Source organism: Mycobacterium sp. ELW1 (assembly GCF_008329905.1).
Lineage (GTDB): Bacteria > Actinomycetota > Actinomycetes > Mycobacteriales > Mycobacteriaceae > Mycobacterium.
In genome coordinates, this window is sequence record NZ_CP032155.1 from 5748048 (window position 1) to 5763767 (window position 15720).

Here is a 15720-nt window from a genome sequence, read left to right on the forward strand (position 1 = left end):
TCCATGTCTGCGCGCGTAAGGTGGCGTGGTTCACTAAGTAAGCGATGTCGCACACGAATTGTGAGGATCAATGGACTGGGGACTGCCGTGGCCCGGGCCGGAACTGGCGGCGCAGGCTGAAACAGCCGGCGCCAAAGCCTTCTGCGCAGGCGAATTCGCCGATCTGAGCGCGTACGTGACCACCACCGAGATGGCACACAACACGTCGTCGGCACTGGTGGGCCCTGGCATTGCCTACGCGTTCGCTCGATCGCCGTTCGTGCACGCCGCGGCCGTTCGTCATCTATCCAAGGCATCGTCGGGCCGGGTCTTCCTCGGCCTGGGGGCGGGCACGTCGCGCATGAACCGGGACTGGTTCGGCATCGACGCGGCGCATCCCGCCGCGCGGATGGCCGAATTGATCCGCGTCATCCAGGCCTTCCTGCACGCCGAGAATGGCGAATCGATTCGCTACCAAGGCGAGTTCTACAACATCGATGCCGACATTCGCGCACCTGTCTTCGGCCGACTCGACGTGCCCATCCTGATCGGGGCCTTCAACAAAGTCATGACGCGCACGGCGGGACAGGTCGCGGACGGTGTGCTCGGCCACGGGTTGTTCACCGATCGGTGGTGGGCGGAGTCGGTGGAGCCCGCCCTGACGCTGGGCGCCGGAGCCAGTGGCCGTGATCCTGCCGAACTGCGGCGCTGGGGCTGGTTGATCACCGCAATCGATGATGATGATCCCGCGCGCGCCATCCAGGATGCGAAGCTGCAGATCGCCTTCTATCTGACTGTGCGCACCTATGATTCGTTGGTCGACCTGCACGGCTGGCACGACGAAGTCGCGAGGATCCGAGCCGCATTCCGTAGCGGCCGGCCCGAGACGATCGCCGATCATGTCACCGACGAGATGCTGTGGTCGATCGCGTTGTGTGGGACTACTGCGCAGGCACGCGAAATGCTCGCGGCCCGCACACGATTGCCCCACCTCGCGTTCACCTCGTCGCCGAGCTTTCTGGTCGGGCGCAAGCGAGGCGCGCGCTACGCCGCCGCCGCCATCCGACTGATGTCAGAATCGCACTGACCGGCAGCATGCGTCCACCAAATGACGGCTCAGACGTGGTTTACTGAGTGTTACAACTCAACGAATCAGGAGGTCGCGGTGGCCCGTCAGGAATCACTCGCGCCAATGATCGCACCGCAAGCGACGTCAGGTGCCGTGAGGTCACCAAAGACCGCAGAACTCGTGGCACAAACCTTGCGGAAGATGATCGTCGACGGACAACTCAAGGACGGCGACTTCCTGCCGTACGAAGCGGACCTCATGGCCCACTTTCACGTGAGCCGGCCAACGTTGCGCGAGGCCGTGCGCGTCCTGGAGTCCGAGCGGCTGGTCGAAGTCAGGCGTGGTTCCCGAACCGGGGCCAAGGTGCGCGTGCCCGGGCCGGAAGTGGTCGCGCGGCCCGCCGCCTTGCTGCTGGCCATCTCGGGGACGACACTCGCCGACGTGATGACCGCCCGGGTCGGCATCGAACCGTACGCCGCCCGTCTACTTGCCGAGCAGGGCACGCGAGCCGCCCATGCGCAACTTCGGCAGTTGGTCGAGCAGATCCCCTTGGTGCGAGAGTCAGGGACGCTGGCTCGGGCATCCGCCGAACTGCACCGCCGGTTGGTCGAACTGTCGGGCAACGCCACACTGGCCATGATCGCCGGCATGCTGCATGAGATTTCAGAGCGGCACACCAGCGCCGCCATCCTCAGCGAGCAGAACGTGGTCCCAAAGGTCCAGTACAACAAGCTGATCCGATCCTACGAACGGTTGGTGAGTCTGGTCTCTGAGCGCAATGGCACTGAGGCCGAATCGCATTGGCGCAGACACATGCAGAATTCGAGCGCGGCACTGCTCAAGGGTTATGAACAGACCGAGGTCCGCGACATCCTGTACTGAGTCGTCTGTTCATGGTGATCACCCGAGGCGCAGACCAAACATGAGGGCAAGCAAGGAAGCAGGTATCTGATGCGCAAGCCGCTCAACGGGGTTCGGGTTCTGGAGGTAGCTCAGTTCACCTATGTGCCTTCGGCGGGCGCAGTGCTCGCCGACTGGGGTGCCGAGGTGATCAAGATCGAGCATCCGGTCACCGGCGATGCTCAACGCGGACTGGTCAAAGTGCTCGGCGCGGCCGCAAGCAAGCCTGGGTCCTCTTTCGCCCCGATCATGGAGGCACCAAATCGCGGCAAGCGAAGTGTCGGATTGGCTCTCGACAACGCCGACTCTCGCCCGGTGTTCGACGAACTCATCAGGCGATGCGACGTGTTCCTCACCAACTATTTGCCGTCGGCCAGAAAAAAACTCAGCATCGACGTCGACGATGTCCGTAAAGTCAACCCGGACGTTATTTATGTGGCAGGCAGCGGCTTCGGCATGAACGGGCGCGACCGCGACGCGGGTGCCTACGACGCCACCGCGTTCTGGGCCCGTGGCGGCAGCGCCGACGGGCTCAATCCAGCCGACGCCGATCAGTCGGCGTTCATGCCCGCCGGCGCCTACGGGGACAACATCGGCGGCATGACCATCGCGGGCGGCGTAGGCGCGGCCCTCTACGGGCGCCACGTGACCGGGGAACCGTCGGTGCTCGACGTGTCACTGCTCGCGGTGGGCGCCTGGGCCACCCAGTTCAGCGTCAACATGGCCATGCTGATGGGCGGGCCGTTGCCCAAGGTGGAGCGCCGAACCCAGGCACCAGGCAATCCATTGACCGGTGCATACCGCACCGCGGACGGCAGATTCATCCAACTCTCCATGCTGCAACCCACCCGATACTGGCCGGAATTCTGTCGGCTGCTGGGACTCGACGAGTACGCCGAGGATCCCCGGTTCGGATCACTGGCGGCGATGGCCGAGCACGCCGATATCGCATACGGCCTCGTGCACGACGCCATCGGTAGGCTCAGCTTCACCGAATGCAAGGCCCTGCTGAGCACCGGCTCTGGCCAGTGGGCGCCGGTCCAAGACGCCTGGGACCTTGCCCGCGACGAGGCCCTGACCGCAAACGGCAGGATCGCGACTATCGTTGATGCAGAGGGTAATTCGCAGCGACTGGTGGCCAGCCCCATCAAGTTCGACGACGACCCCGCCGACTTGGTCCGGGCCCCACAGTTTGCCGAGCACACCGACGACGTGTTACGCGAACTCGGGGTCGACGACGACCGACTCATCGAACTCAAAATCGCCGGGGCCATCACCTGACCTCGACACGGTGCCTGCCGTCGACCTGCTTCGACAGAGCAACGTCCAGATGCTCTGTCGCATGGCTCTCACCGATCACGCCGTGTGGGGTAGCATGCGACCATAGTTTGCGTCTCACAACATCATTAGTAGAATTGGTGCGCGCGACGATCACCGAAATCCGTGCCCCTAGCTCGGTGATTCGATGTAGATTTGCATGGGATACCGGTAGTTTCCGGTCTGCTTCGGTCAACGTTGGGACAGAACATGGCAAGTCTGATCGCTGCACCTCGTCTGCTGATCGCCGGTGCCGTCGCAGCATTGGGCACCGTGGGCGTATTCGCCGCCGCTCAGCCGGCGCACGCCGATGACATCGGCTATCTGGTCAACGTCACAGTCCGGCCCGGCTACAACTTCCCCAATGCCGACACCGCTCTGGCCTACGGGCATGGCCTCTGCGATCAGATCAATTCCGGCGTGAGGTACGGCCAGCTGGTCAACACCATCAAAGCCGACTTCAACACCAGCGACGAATTCCAGGCGTCGTATCTGATCAGCCAGGCCGCTGAAGAGCTCTGTCCCGCCGCGATCTGGCAGCTACGGCAGTCCGCCGCAGGTTACGTCCCAGCCGCATAGTTAGGAAAGACGTTGGCATCGAGAGGTATTCAATTCACTCTTGTCGCAGGTGCGGCCACCGTACTGACCGTCGCCAGCGCACCAGCCGCGCACGCCGACAACACCCGCCTCAACAACAGTGTGGTCACCAACGTCTACACCGTTCAACACCAGGCGGGGTGCACCACCGACATTAAGAAGAACCCGGCACTGACGCAGGCCGCCGAGTGGCACGCCAACGATGTTCTCACCAACCGCACCCTCGACGGCGACCTGGGCTCCGACGGCTCCACGCCGCAGAGCCGCGCGGCTGCAGCCGGTTTCACGGGAACGGTCACCCAGACGGTGGCTATCAACCCCGCACTGGCGATCAACAACCTCGATGTCATCAACCAGTGGTACTACGACCCCGCCGCCTTCGCGATCATGTCGAACTGCGCCAACACCGCGATCGGCGTCTGGTCGGTCAACAGCCTCGACCGCTCAGTGCTGGTAGCGGTGTACGGCCAGCCCGCCTGACCCGGCCCGAACGCAACACCGCGTGCCTCCACCAAATCGGGCTGCCCTCAGCGGCCGCTGAATTGCCCTCTGGGCCCGCACGATAGCTCAGATGGGATCGAATCCCGAGATCAGCCAGTGGTCGTGAATTTTCTCCATGGTCACCCGAACACTGGATGCGGTCTGTGTGGGCGCATCGGTGCCGACGACGACGGTCTGGTCGACGAACAGCAGCACCACCGCATGATCGGGTTTGGCCGAGACCGACGCCGCGGCGGGCACCGCGGCCTGGGCGGAGATCTTCTTCTCCTTGGCGCCGGGGATGACGACGTTGTTGATCAGCTGGGTGTAGGCGTCCAGGAAGCTTCCGGTCAGCCGGTCGCGTGCCGCGCCGAGGTCCTTGTCGGCGGTGTCGGGCTTGTAACTCAGCAGCGCGACGGTGGAATCCTTTGCGGCCTGGACCGATTCGTTGGCCGCGGTGGTGGCGTCCCGGCGCGACGAATCCTCCCATCGCAGATAGCCGGCCGCCGCCGCGAGCAGCAGCGCCACGATGGGCAGCACACCGAAGGCCACTGCCCCGGCGACGCTGAACTTCTTCTTCGGTGCGGTCTCGGCTGCGGCGGGGGTGTCGGATTCGGTGTCGGTGAGTTCGACCGCGGTGGGCTCGGCGTCGATCACTTCTGGGTCTGGTTTCTCGTCGTCAGCCGTCACGGTACGAACTCCACTTTCGAGACCTTCGCTTCGTCGTTGCCGGTCTTCTTGACCGTAAGGCGCATCCGCCAGGACCGCGGCTGCTGGTTCTCCGCACCGCGATTCGAGGTCACCACGGTAACGGCTACCAACACTTGACCTTCACCACCGGACATCGACTCGAGTCCGGCTTCGGTGACCGTGCCGACGGATTTGGACTGCGCCTGTTTGACCACCTCGATGAACGGCTGGGACCGCTTGGTGAAGTCGTCGTAAAACTGGTCGGTCGCCGAGTCGAGGATGCGCTGCACGTCCTTGTCGACCTCGGCGGCGTCGATAGTGGTCAGGTTGATGGCGCCCTGCCTGCCGACCCCGACGAGAAGGTCTTGCAGCTGGTTTGTCTTCCTGACGTCATAGGCGCGGTAGCCGAGCCATCCGGTCAACCCGCCAAGGGCAACCACCACGACGATCCCGACGATCAGAGCCAGACGTACGTGCGAACGTGCGGGCTTCGAGGCCGGCGGAGTGTCCTCGACTTCCTCGATCTCCTCGGGCGTCGGCTCGGCTTCATCAGCCGTAACGGCCTCATCCTCGGGCGGGGCTTCCACGTCAACCATAATTCTTCCTCTGCTTCGATCCGGAGTCACCGCCACGTCCATCTTGGCCCGTTCACGCAGGCCCGCCAGCTCGCGCGACGGACCCGGCGTCTGGCACTGCGGCAGAGTTCGATCGGCCGCAACACGGCTGCGTGGAGCTCGATGGGTTCACCCCAGTGATACAGTAAAACATACATCTATTTAGCATTTGCCGATTGCGCGCCGAACCCGCCGACAGGAGGAGATCCGAAATCCTCCGGTGAGGGCCGACGAGTCCGCGGCAAGAGTTTCTGCCGAGTGGCGGCTGCCAGATCGTCGGGAACTCGACGACCGGTGGGTGCCAACATGTCCGCCGACGACATGCGCGCAGCTGGTGTTCCGTCTATGTTTTCGTCATCTAGCCCGCACCAGACGCGGATGTGACACTCTGACAGTCATGCTGGCTCACGCCGGATTCCGGAAACGAGCCGCCTTCAAGAAAGGCACGCTTGCCATGTCCACACAGCTGCCTAGCCTCCTTATAGCCGCGGCCGCCGTCGCCAGCCCAGTACTGGTGCTCTCGGTCGGTGCTCCCAGCGCGATCGCCGACGAGCCGAGCTGTTCATTCGAACTGACTGCGCCGCAACGCACTACGCTTCCCGGCACGAATGGCACCGTTGCCGTGACTGCGACGGTTCGGGCCGTCAAGTGCACGGGTCTGGCCGAGGCCACGGATGCGGTCGTGTGCATCAACACCCCCGCGGGTTCTCAGCAATGCAACAGAAGCCCGGCTTGGTCGACAGCTCAGGTGTACGTCACCACCGGCCTCAACGGCACCTTTACCGCACAGGGCAAAGGGTGCTGGGGGGTGTTCGAGCACGCCGACTGCCGCGACCTCGGAACGGTGAACGCCAACCTTTGAGCCGGCGTCGGCATACACATCAGCAGGACGCAAGTCGACATCGTCCGCTCGTTCGAGCTATTGGGCGCCGAACCGATCCCGCCCTCGGCTAGGGAGATCTGCAGGTTCGGGAACTGCCGCAGCTGAGTTCCCGGAGTCTGACGCCCACCGACCTGGCGCCGGGGTGCCACTCAACCGTGCAGTATTTCCCACGGTCGGGCAGGCAGCCGCCGGGTGCGGATCGCTCGGGGGGCGAGAAACCTCATCGCGAGCAACGCTGCAAAGTCGAATCCGCATACTCGAACAACAACACGGCTGTCGAGCGGTGTAGCGGCTTCACCATAAAGCATCGTCGAACTAGTTAAATAGGTATATATTTATCTACTGGAAACGCTGGCGAATCGCGGCGATTTAGTGGCTGGTTATTGGGCCGCCCGACCGGGGAGGCACCGGGCTGCCAGAAGCGCAGGCGTGCCCTGACAGACGCACACCGGACCGCGTCGCGTGCGGGATCCGCCGCAGCACCCTACGCAGCACCGATGCTGGCGAACCGGCGGCCGCCGAGCATGCGATGGCCGGGACGGCCGTGGCGATCGTCCACGTGAAGCCCCTGGAGAAGGGCTGCAAATTGCACCCTTCGGCATCGCTTTCGATGAATAGAGAGCCGGGAAAAAAATATTTACCGGACCTACACCACTGGCATTTTCCGAGTCGCGCGAAGAATGGAATTCGGGGATCCCAACAGCAGAATATTGATGCGATTATCCAAGCAATGCGTTATTCGGTCAGCAAAGCGGACGGAGGGGCTGCCGGAAGGATCTGATCACGAGTAGCAACTGCGTCGGCTGTTCTGAGTCGGCGCGACTCCACTCGCGGCACCCTCGACGCCACCGGGCTGACGCGGCCTGGGTGTCAGGGGTCGTCCCCGAACTTCCAGTCGCTCTAGCTGCACCGATGATCGCGACCATGGCGGGCGGCGAGCACCGTAAGCAACGCGGCGACAGTCAAGCTCGTGCGGTGGCGGGCTCGGAAACACAGTTGGGAGGCGTTCGCCCCAGCCCGTATCGGGCAAACTTGGACTGCAGCCCTGCCGCGATGACCGATGAAACGCAGTTCGTTCGGCAAAATATTGGTACAGCCGAAAATTCTGGTGTACGGTTCCCCGCGACGACATGCGAGCTGAACCACAGTTATTCGGACATCAGTCCGGTGAGTTACGCGGAGGCAATCGCGAGGCATGCAAACCTATGAGAACCAGGAGGTGCGACGAGGTTGGTAACGACAGGAAACGCCGCTAAGCCTCTGCGTGCGCTCGGCGACTTCTTCGCCACGACCCTCGACACCTTCGTACTGATGTTCAAGCCGCCCTTCGCGTGGCGGGAGTTCCTGCTCCAGACGTGGTTCGTGGCCCGGGTGTCCATCGCACCGACACTGTTGTTATCGATCCCGTTCACAGTCCTGACCGTGTTCATCATCAACATCCTCCTCGTCGAGCTTGGCGCCGCCGACTTCTCCGGAACCGGTGCCGCACTCGGCGCCGTCACCCAGATCGGCCCGCTCGTCACCGTGCTGGTGATCTCGGGCGCCGGCGCCACCGCGATGTGCGCCGATCTAGGAGCCCGCACCATCCGCGAAGAGCTCGACGCCATGCGGGTGCTGGGCATCGACCCGGTGCAGGCGTTAGTGGTACCCCGCGTCCTGGCCGCCACCCTGGTCGCCGTCATGTTGACCTCGCTCGTGACCATGGTCGGCATCGTCGGCAGCTTCTTTTTCGCGGTGTTCTTCCAGAACGTCACCCCCGGCGCGTTCGCATCCGGACTGACGCTGCTGGTCGGCGGGACCGATGTCGTCGTAAACCTCGCCAAAGCGGCGATCTTCGGTCTGGTCGCCGGCCTCATCGCCTGCTACAAGGGCATTTCGGTCGGCGGCGGCCCCCAGGGCGTGGGTAACGCGGTCAACGAAACCGTGGTGTTCACCTTCATGGCCCTGTTCGTCATCAACGTCATCGCCACCGCCGTCGCGGTCAGGATCACCTCGTGACACAACCACCACTCCCAGCGCCCGCGAGCGCGGTCAGCACTCTGCATCCGCGCCTACGCCGGTACTACGCGTCGGTATCCAAAGCCTGGAGCCGCGTCGGTGAGCAGACCCAGTTCTACGGTTGGACCGTCCGCGGCATCGGCGACGCCGTTGTGCACTACAAGGTCGAAGTTGTCCGGCAGATCGCCCAGATGAGTCTGGGTGTCGGTGCGTTGGCCCTGATCGGCGGCACCGTGGTGATCGTCGCTTTCTTGACCTTGTCCGCCGGCTCGCTCATCGCGGTGCAGTCGTACAACCAGCTCGCGCAAATCGGAGTCGAGGCGCTCGCCGGCTTCACGTCGGCGTTCCTCAACGTGCGGCTGGTGTCGCCACTGGTCGCCGGAATCGGTCTGGCTGCGACCATCGGAGCTGGCGCCACCGCCCAACTGGGTGCCATGCGGATCAGCGAGGAGATCGATGCGCTGGAAGTGATGGGCGTGCGGTCGGTCGCCTATCTTGCATCGACCCGGGTCTTGGCCGGAGTGTTGGTCGTCATCCCGCTCTACTGCGTTGCAGTCATCATGGCCTTCGTCGCCACCCGGTTCGGCACCACCTACATCTATGGGCAGTCCACCGGCGTCTACGACCACTACTTCAACACGTTCCTCAACCCGACTGATCTGATCTGGTCATTTCTGCAGGCAATCTTCATCGCCATCGTTGTCATGCTGGTGCACACCTACTACGGCTTCACCGCCACCGGTGGGCCCGCCGGCGTCGGCGACGCCGTCGGGCGCGCAGTCCGAACCTCCTTGGTCGCTACGGTTTTCGTCACGCTGTTCGTCTCGCTGGCTGTCTACGGCCAGTCCGGTAACTTCCACCTGTCGGGTTAGCCGATGGAATCATTGCGCAAAGACAGTCGACTGAACCCCGGATGGTGGACGCTGTTCCTGGTTCTTTTCCTGGCCGCTGTGGTCTTCGTGACCGGCGCGCTGTTCTCCGGGACCTTCAACTCCTATGTGCCCATCATGTTGACCTCGGATCGATCGGGCCTCGTGATGGAGCCGGGCGGCAAGGTCAAGATGCAAGGTGTCGAGGTGGGCCGAGTCGGCGGCGTCCAAAGCGGCGACCCGGTGAGTCTCAAGCTGGAAATCTTTCCTGATCAACTTCAGTACCTGCCCGCCAACATCGGTGCCCAAATCCGGGCAACCACCGCCTTCGGCGCAAAATTCGTCGACCTGACGTATCCGGCCAACCCAAGCCCGCAGCACCTGCAGCCAGGGGCGGTAATCGTCGCCTCGAACGTCTCCACCGAGGTCAATACCGTCTTCCAGAATTTGATGGGCGTGCTCAAGCAGATCGACCCGGCGAAGCTCAACGGTGTGCTGTCCGCATTGGCCGAAGGCTTGCGCGGCCAGGGTCCGGCCATCGGTCAGGCCACCACCGATGCCAACGAGGTCTTGTTGGCCCTCAATCCGCGCGCCGACACGTTCAAGCGAGATTGGCAGTCGTTCAAGCGGTTCAGCGACACCTACAGTGCCGCCGCCCAGAACATCCTGACGGTGCTCGACGCCGCCAGCACGACCAGTGACACGATCACCACCCACGCCAAGACTCTGGATGCATTGCTGCTCAACCTGACCGGCCTGTCCCACAGTGGCGAAAACGTTCTGGGGGCAAGCAAAGACAACCTGATCACCTCGATCAACGATCTCGAGTCGACGACCAGCCTGTTGCTCAAGTACAACCCAATGATTACCTGCACGATCGTCGGCGGAAAGCACTTCCTGGACAACGGCGGCTACAAGGGCGCGGGCGGCAACGGGAAGTCGTCGATCACCGACGTCGGCCTGCTGCTGGGCGACGACCCGTACTCCTACCCCGAGAATCTGCCGGTCGTGGGCGCCAAGGGCGGGCCCGGCGGTAAACCAGGATGCGGATCGTTGCCTTACGTCGAAAAGATGTACCCCGTACGACAGTTGGTCACCAATACCGGATGGGGTACCGGCAACGACATCCGGGTGAATCCGGGCATCGGTTTCCCGGGTTACAACAACTTCTTCCCCGTCACCCGTGGCAACCCCAGACCGCCAAGCATCCGAAACCTCTTCGGAGGCCCAGCCCCCGGCCCTATCCCCTACCCCGGTGCGCCGCCCTACGGTGCACCGATGTACGCGCCGGACGGCACCCCCCTGTGGCCGGGTCTACCCCCGGGTGTGCCGTCGACATCGCCGCCGCCGGACCCCAACGACATCCCGGCGGGCGCAGAACCGTTCACTCCGCCGGTTCCCGCCAGTCTTGTGCCGACACCGCTGCCGCCGCCGTGAGCGCACCAAAACCGCACTGCCACAAGCCATGAAAGGTCACTGTCGTGAGAACTAACCTGCGGGGCGCCATCTGGCGACTTGCTGTGTTCGCGGTGGCAGCCGCGCTCGGAGTGTTCGCTCTCTTCGCGATTTTCGCCCAGCTGCGCTTCGAGGAGGGAACGACCTACGGAGCGGAGTTCAGCAATATCAGCGGACTGCAGACCGGCCAGTTCGTCCGCATCGCCGGCGTCGAAGTCGGCAAGGTGACCGACATCGCGATCAAGCCCAACAACGAAGTGCTGGTCCACTTCACCGCGGACGACAGCGTGATTCTGACCAAGGCCAGCCGTGCGGTGATCCGGTACGACGACCTCATTGGTGGTCGCTATCTGGCCCTCGAAGAAGGCCCGGGCAGCACCGATAAGCTGCGGCCGGGCGAGACGATCCCGCTGGCCAACACCTCACCCGCACTGAACCTCGACGCCCTCATCGGTGGCTTCCGGCCGCTGTTCCGCGCCTTGAATCCCGACCAGGTCAACGCCCTGTCGGGCCAACTGATCAAGGCGTTGCAAGGCCAGGGGGCCACCATCGGCTCATTCTTGAATCAGACTGCGGCGCTGACGAACTCCCTCGCCGACCGGGACCAGCTGATCGGGCAGGTCATCGTCAATCTCAATACCGTCGTGGGGTCGCTGGGCGATCAGAGCAGGAACATCGATACGGCGGTGGCCTCGCTGTCGGACCTGGTCGACGCGCTGGCCCACCACAAAGACGACATCAGCAACTCGGTGGCCTACACCAATGCAGCTGCGAATTCGGTCGCCGATCTGCTCGCTCAGGCGCGCACCCCGCTGAAGAAGGTGGTGGCCGAGACCGACCGGTCGTCGAGCCTGGTGGTGGCTGACCACGACTACATGGACAACCTGCTCAACACGTTGCCCGAGGCCTACCAGCAGTTGGGCCGGCAAGGGCTGTACGGCGACTTCTTCAGTTTCTACCTGTGCGAGATCGTCCTGAAGATCAACGGCAAGGGTGGGCAACCGGTATACATCAAACTCGCCGGTCAAGACACCGGGAGGTGCACACCGAGATGAAGTCCTTCCGTGAACGCAACCCGATCATGATCGGCGCCGTCGGAGTCGGCCTCACCGCCGGGCTGATGCTGCTGGCACTGAATTACGACAAGCTCCCGTTCATCAATCGCACCACCAGCTACAGCGCGTACTTCGCCGAGGCCGGAGGCCTCAATGCCGGTGCCCCCGTGCAGGTTTCCGGATTCAGAGTCGGGGACGTGGAAAGTGTCAAGCTCGACCACGCTCGGGTCCTGGTGACCTTCAACGTGGCCGACAACGTCCACATCGGTGACCGCAGCGAGGCAGCCATCCAGACGAAAAGCCTACTTGGGTCGAAGATCATCGAAGTCACCCCGCGAGGCGACGGCAACCAGAGCGGTCCGATTCCGCTGGATCGCACTCATTCGGCGTATCAGTTGCCCGATGCGCTCGGTGACCTCACCGCGACGATCAGCGGACTCAACACCGACCAACTGTCAGACTCGCTGGCGGTTCTGACAGACACCTTCAAGGACACGCCCCCCGATCTGAAGCTCGCGGTCGCGGGTGTACAGCGGTTCTCGCAGACCCTGAACGCCCGCGACGAGCAACTGCGCAACCTGCTGGGCAATGCCGACAAAGCCACCAAAGTGTTATCCGAGCGCAGCGATCAGGTGGTCTCGCTGATCAAGAACAGCAATGCGCTGCTCGTTCAATTGCAAAGCCAGAGCGCAGCCCTCGATCAGATCGCCGGTTCCATCTCGTCACTGTCCCGGCAGGCGAAGGCCTTCATCGACGAGAACAACACGACCTTCAAGCCCGCGCTCGACAAACTCAACGGGGTCCTGGCGATCGTCGACAACCGCAAAGAGCAAGTGCAGAAGTCGATCAAGTTACTCAACGCCTACGCCATGTCGCTCGGTGAGTCGGTGTCCGCCGGCCCGTTCTTCAAGGCTTACATCGGCAACCTGCTACCAGGCCAGTTCCTTCAGCCGTTCATCGATGCCGCCTTCTCCGACCTCGGTCTGGATCCGCACGTGCTGGCGCCCTCACAGCTGACCGACCCGCCAGTCGGCCAACCCGGCACGCCTGCGCTCCCGATGCCCTATCCCCGCACCGGGCAGGGCGGCGACCCGAATCTCACTCTGCCGGATGCGATCACCGGCAACCCCGGTGATCCGCGCTACCCGTATCGTGCGCCGCTGCCGGCACCGCCGCCGGGCGGTCCGCCACCGGGACCGCCCGCCGCGGCTCCCCCGGGGTTCGAGTCGGTGCCCTCACCCCCGGTGTCCGGTCCGTTCCCCATCGGAGCTCCGGGTGAGGCACCGGCGCCCGGACCGCTGCCGACACCCGTCCCAGCACCGATCGCGGGAGGACAGTGATGACCGGAGGCCGACGCCGACTCGGTGTGGCTGCGGTGCTCGCCGTCCTCCTGGTGGCCGGCACCGTGCTCGTCATGCAGGCCAAGGAGCACATCGACCGAGTGAACGTGGTGGCGTACTTCGCCAACAGCAACGGCATATTTCCCGGCGACGAGGTCCGGGTTCTCGGGGTGCCGGTCGGGAAGATCGACACCATCACCCCGGAGGCCACCCGGGTCAAGATCGCCTTCTGGTACGACGCCCAATATCAGGTGCCGGCGGACGCCAAGGCAGTCATTCTCTCACCGTCGCTGGTCACCTCCCGCGCCATTCAACTGACCCCGGCGTACACCAGCGGGCCCACGATGGCAGACCACGCCGTCGTCCCCGAAACACGCACCGCGGTCCCCGTCGAATGGGACGACTTCCGCCAGCAATTGCAGCGGCTTACCGACACGCTGCAGCCGACACAACCCGGCGGTGTCAGCACCCTCGGCGCACTGATCAACACCTCTGCCGACAATCTGCGCGGCCAGGGTGCGAACATCCGGCAGACAATCATTCAACTGTCCCAAGCCTTTTCCGCACTCGGAGACCACAGTAAGAACATCTTCAGCACCGTCAAGAACATTTCAGCGGTGGTCACGGCCCTGCAGAGCAGCCAAGACCTGCTGCGCCAACTCAATCAGAACCTCGCGGCAGTCACCGGACTGCTCGCCAACGATCCCAGCGAGATCGCCAACGCCGTCCGCGATGTCAATTCCGTCGTCGGCGAACTGACCACCTTCGTCGCCGCCACCAAAGAAACCATCGGCACCACCTCTGACAAGCTCGCTTCGGTGAGCACTGCGCTCAACCAAAGCCTGGACGACGTCAAACAGACACTCCACATCGCCCCGACCGCATTCCAGAACTTCGTCAACATCTACCAACCGGCCCAGGGCGCGCTGACCGGTGCGCTGGCGGTCAATCAGTTCGCCAACCCGATCGAATTCATCTGCGGCGCAATTCAGGCCGCGTCCCGGCTCGGTGCCGAGCAGTCGGCCAAACTCTGTGCACAGTACTTGGCGCCGATCATCAAGAACCGCCAGTACAACTTTCCGCCCCTCGGACAAAACGTCCTGGTCGGCACTCAGGCTCGGCCCAACGAGATCACCTACAGTGAGGATTGGATGCGGCCGGATTACGTTCCGCCGCAACCGCCACCCCCACCGGCAGCCCCGGCCGGCGCACCCACCGACCTCACGCCACTGGCCGCGGAATCAGCGACACCTTCTGCGCCGTCGGCAGATCCGATCGCCGTAGGCCCCGGTGGCGGACTGGCCAGCATCATGGTTCCGCCGGACGGCGGTCCGCGATGATCAGACTTCGCCGCATCGGCGCCCTCGCTCTCATCGCGTCGACCATCGTCGGCGCGTCCGGATGTGCACAGTGGCGCGGCGTCAACACCTTGGACCTACCCGGCACCGAAGGCCACCGCAACCACCCGTTCACGATCGAGGCGCAACTGCCCGATGTCGAGAACCTGCAACGTAATTCGCGGGTCCGCGTCGGCGACGTCACGGTCGGAAATGTCACCAAGATCGAGCGCCAAGGCTGGCATGCACTGGTGACCATGAGCCTCAACGGCGACGTCAAGCTCCCCGCCAATGCCACCGCCACGGTCGGGCAGACCAGCCTGCTCGGCTCGCTCCATGTCGAGCTCGCGGCGCCGGTCGGCGTTCCGCCGCAGGGCCACCTCGGCGAGGGATCGTTGATTCCGTTGTCCTCAGGGTCGATGTACCCATCGACGGAACAAACCCTCGCTGGCATCTCCATGCTCCTCAACGGCGGCGGCATCGGGCAGGTGCAGGACATCACCCAGTCACTCAGCACCGCTTTCGCCGGGCGGGAAGGCGATCTCCGCAGCCTGCTCACCCAACTGGACCAATTCGTCGGGTCTCTCAAAGACCAGACCACCGACATCATCGCGGCCACCGACAGCTTCAACGGATTGGTCAGTCAGCTCGCCGATCAGAAGCCGGTGCTGGACAAGGCATTACAGAAGATCCCTGCTGCACTGCAGGTGCTCAGCGACCAACGTCAGCATCTGGCCGAGGCACTGACCGAACTAGGCAGGCTCGGTGCGCTGACCACGGACACGGTCAGCCAGAGCAAGGAAAATCTGATCAAGGAGCTCGCCGACCTCGGGCCGGTTCTGCAGTCTCTCGCCGACGCCGGCCCGGCACTGACACGTTCGCTGAGTTTCTTCTCGACATTCCCGTATCCGAAGGAGACCCTCAACAAGTGGCTGCGCGGCGAGTACGCCAATCAGACGATCATCTTGGACTTGACGATGAGCCGACTGGACGCCGGCCTGTTCACCGGCACCCGCTTCGAAGGCAATCTGACGGAGCTGGAGATGCAGTGGGGCCGAACGATCGGCCAGATGCCCAGCCCGTACACCGCAGTCAATCCACTGGTGGTGCCCTACCACGGCGATCAGGGGCCCTGAC

At 63.6% G+C, this 15720-nt stretch carries 15 protein-coding genes; 13 read left to right on the forward strand and 2 right to left on the reverse strand.

Features of this window, described 5'->3' with window-relative positions; genetic code table 11:
• Positions 1 to 70: 70 nt before the first annotated feature.
• From D3H54_RS27590 to D3H54_RS27610, 5 genes are all read left to right on the forward strand, one after another.
• Complete coding sequence (locus D3H54_RS27590) at positions 71 to 1066, forward strand: LLM class flavin-dependent oxidoreductase (protein WP_149382893.1); 996 nt, start codon at positions 71 to 73, stop codon at positions 1064 to 1066.
• 78 nt (positions 1067 to 1144) lie between these two features.
• Positions 1145 to 1930, forward strand: a complete 786-nt coding sequence (locus D3H54_RS27595) for a FadR/GntR family transcriptional regulator (protein ID WP_149382894.1) — start codon at positions 1145 to 1147, stop codon at positions 1928 to 1930.
• A gap of 69 nt (positions 1931 to 1999) precedes the next feature.
• Positions 2000 to 3229 carry a CaiB/BaiF CoA transferase family protein gene (locus tag D3H54_RS27600; RefSeq protein ID WP_149382895.1) on the forward strand — a complete coding sequence of 410 codons (1230 nt, stop codon included), beginning with the start codon at positions 2000 to 2002 and terminating at the stop codon, positions 3227 to 3229.
• Between the two features lie 246 nt (positions 3230 to 3475).
• Positions 3476 to 3844 carry a DUF732 domain-containing protein gene (locus tag D3H54_RS27605; RefSeq protein WP_149382896.1) on the forward strand — a complete coding sequence of 123 codons (369 nt, stop codon included), beginning with the start codon at positions 3476 to 3478 and terminating at the stop codon, positions 3842 to 3844.
• Between the two features lie 12 nt (positions 3845 to 3856).
• Positions 3857 to 4342 (forward strand): CAP domain-containing protein, encoded by a 486-nt coding sequence (locus D3H54_RS27610; RefSeq protein ID WP_286199026.1) that lies wholly within the window; start codon positions 3857 to 3859, stop codon positions 4340 to 4342.
• Positions 4343 to 4429: 87 nt separating this feature from the next.
• Here the strand turns inward: D3H54_RS27610 and D3H54_RS27615 are convergent, their stop codons facing one another.
• Positions 4430 to 5032, reverse strand: a complete 603-nt coding sequence (locus tag D3H54_RS27615; protein ID WP_149382897.1) for an Rv1363c family protein — start codon at positions 5030 to 5032, stop codon at positions 4430 to 4432.
• The gene (locus D3H54_RS27620) at positions 5029 to 5628 is read right to left on the reverse strand and encodes an Rv1363c family protein (RefSeq protein WP_210419612.1); all 600 of its coding nucleotides are present in this window, start codon (positions 5626 to 5628) and stop codon (positions 5029 to 5031) included. The genes D3H54_RS27615 and D3H54_RS27620 overlap by 4 nt, the downstream gene beginning before the upstream one ends.
• A 472-nt stretch (positions 5629 to 6100) precedes the next feature.
• Here D3H54_RS27620 and D3H54_RS27625 point away from each other — a divergent pair, with 472 nt between their 5' ends.
• The 8 genes from D3H54_RS27625 to D3H54_RS27660 all read left to right on the forward strand — a co-directional run bounded on the left by D3H54_RS27625 (position 6101) and on the right by D3H54_RS27660 (position 15719).
• On the forward strand, positions 6101 to 6508 hold the full coding sequence (locus tag D3H54_RS27625) for a hypothetical protein (protein ID WP_149382898.1): 408 nt from the start codon (positions 6101 to 6103) through the stop codon (positions 6506 to 6508).
• A 1332-nt stretch (positions 6509 to 7840) separates the two neighbouring features.
• Positions 7841 to 8527, forward strand: coding sequence for an MlaE family ABC transporter permease (locus D3H54_RS27630; protein ID WP_432246435.1), 687 nt, complete (start codon positions 7841 to 7843; stop codon positions 8525 to 8527).
• Positions 8524 to 9399 carry an ABC transporter permease gene (locus D3H54_RS27635; protein WP_432246436.1) on the forward strand — a complete coding sequence of 292 codons (876 nt, stop codon included), beginning with the start codon at positions 8524 to 8526 and terminating at the stop codon, positions 9397 to 9399. Before D3H54_RS27630 ends, D3H54_RS27635 begins: the two co-directional genes overlap by 4 nt.
• A gap of 3 nt (positions 9400 to 9402) precedes the next feature.
• Positions 9403 to 10833: an MCE family protein gene (locus D3H54_RS27640; RefSeq protein WP_149382900.1), complete on the forward strand. Its 1431-nt coding sequence runs from the start codon at positions 9403 to 9405 to the stop codon at positions 10831 to 10833.
• Positions 10834 to 10877: 44 nt separating this feature from the next.
• Complete coding sequence (locus D3H54_RS27645; protein ID WP_149382901.1) at positions 10878 to 11906, forward strand: MCE family protein; 1029 nt, start codon at positions 10878 to 10880, stop codon at positions 11904 to 11906.
• Positions 11903 to 13246, forward strand: coding sequence for an MCE family protein (locus D3H54_RS27650; protein WP_149382902.1), 1344 nt, complete (start codon positions 11903 to 11905; stop codon positions 13244 to 13246). Before D3H54_RS27645 ends, D3H54_RS27650 begins: the two co-directional genes overlap by 4 nt.
• Positions 13246 to 14586, forward strand: a complete 1341-nt coding sequence (locus D3H54_RS27655) for an MCE family protein (RefSeq protein ID WP_149382903.1) — start codon at positions 13246 to 13248, stop codon at positions 14584 to 14586. Before D3H54_RS27650 ends, D3H54_RS27655 begins: the two co-directional genes overlap by 1 nt.
• A complete protein-coding gene (locus D3H54_RS27660; RefSeq protein WP_149382904.1) occupies positions 14583 to 15719 on the forward strand; it encodes an MCE family protein in 1137 nt (378 codons plus the stop codon). The genes D3H54_RS27655 and D3H54_RS27660 overlap by 4 nt, the downstream gene beginning before the upstream one ends.
• Position 15720: the final 1 nt, after the last annotated feature.

Bases quoted from the DNA above. Each gene is read 5' to 3' on its own strand.
- D3H54_RS27590 (WP_149382893.1), top strand. From the start codon at position 71: ATGGACTGGGGACTGCCGTGGCCCGGGCCGGAACTGGCGGCGCAGGCT.
- D3H54_RS27600 (WP_149382895.1), top strand. From the start codon at position 2,000: ATGCGCAAGCCGCTCAACGGGGTTCGGGTTCTGGAGGTAGCTCAGTTC.
- D3H54_RS27605 (WP_149382896.1), top strand. From the start codon at position 3,476: ATGGCAAGTCTGATCGCTGCACCTCGTCTGCTGATCGCCGGTGCCGTC.
- D3H54_RS27620 (WP_210419612.1), bottom strand. From the start codon at position 5,628: ATGGTTGACGTGGAAGCCCCGCCCGAGGATGAGGCCGTTACGGCTGAT.
- D3H54_RS27625 (WP_149382898.1), top strand. From the start codon at position 6,101: ATGTCCACACAGCTGCCTAGCCTCCTTATAGCCGCGGCCGCCGTCGCC.
- D3H54_RS27630 (WP_432246435.1), top strand. From the start codon at position 7,841: ATGTTCAAGCCGCCCTTCGCGTGGCGGGAGTTCCTGCTCCAGACGTGG.
- D3H54_RS27640 (WP_149382900.1), top strand. From the start codon at position 9,403: ATGGAATCATTGCGCAAAGACAGTCGACTGAACCCCGGATGGTGGACG.
- D3H54_RS27650 (WP_149382902.1), top strand. From the start codon at position 11,903: ATGAAGTCCTTCCGTGAACGCAACCCGATCATGATCGGCGCCGTCGGA.
- D3H54_RS27655 (WP_149382903.1), top strand. From the start codon at position 13,246: ATGACCGGAGGCCGACGCCGACTCGGTGTGGCTGCGGTGCTCGCCGTC.
- D3H54_RS27660 (WP_149382904.1), top strand. From the start codon at position 14,583: ATGATCAGACTTCGCCGCATCGGCGCCCTCGCTCTCATCGCGTCGACC.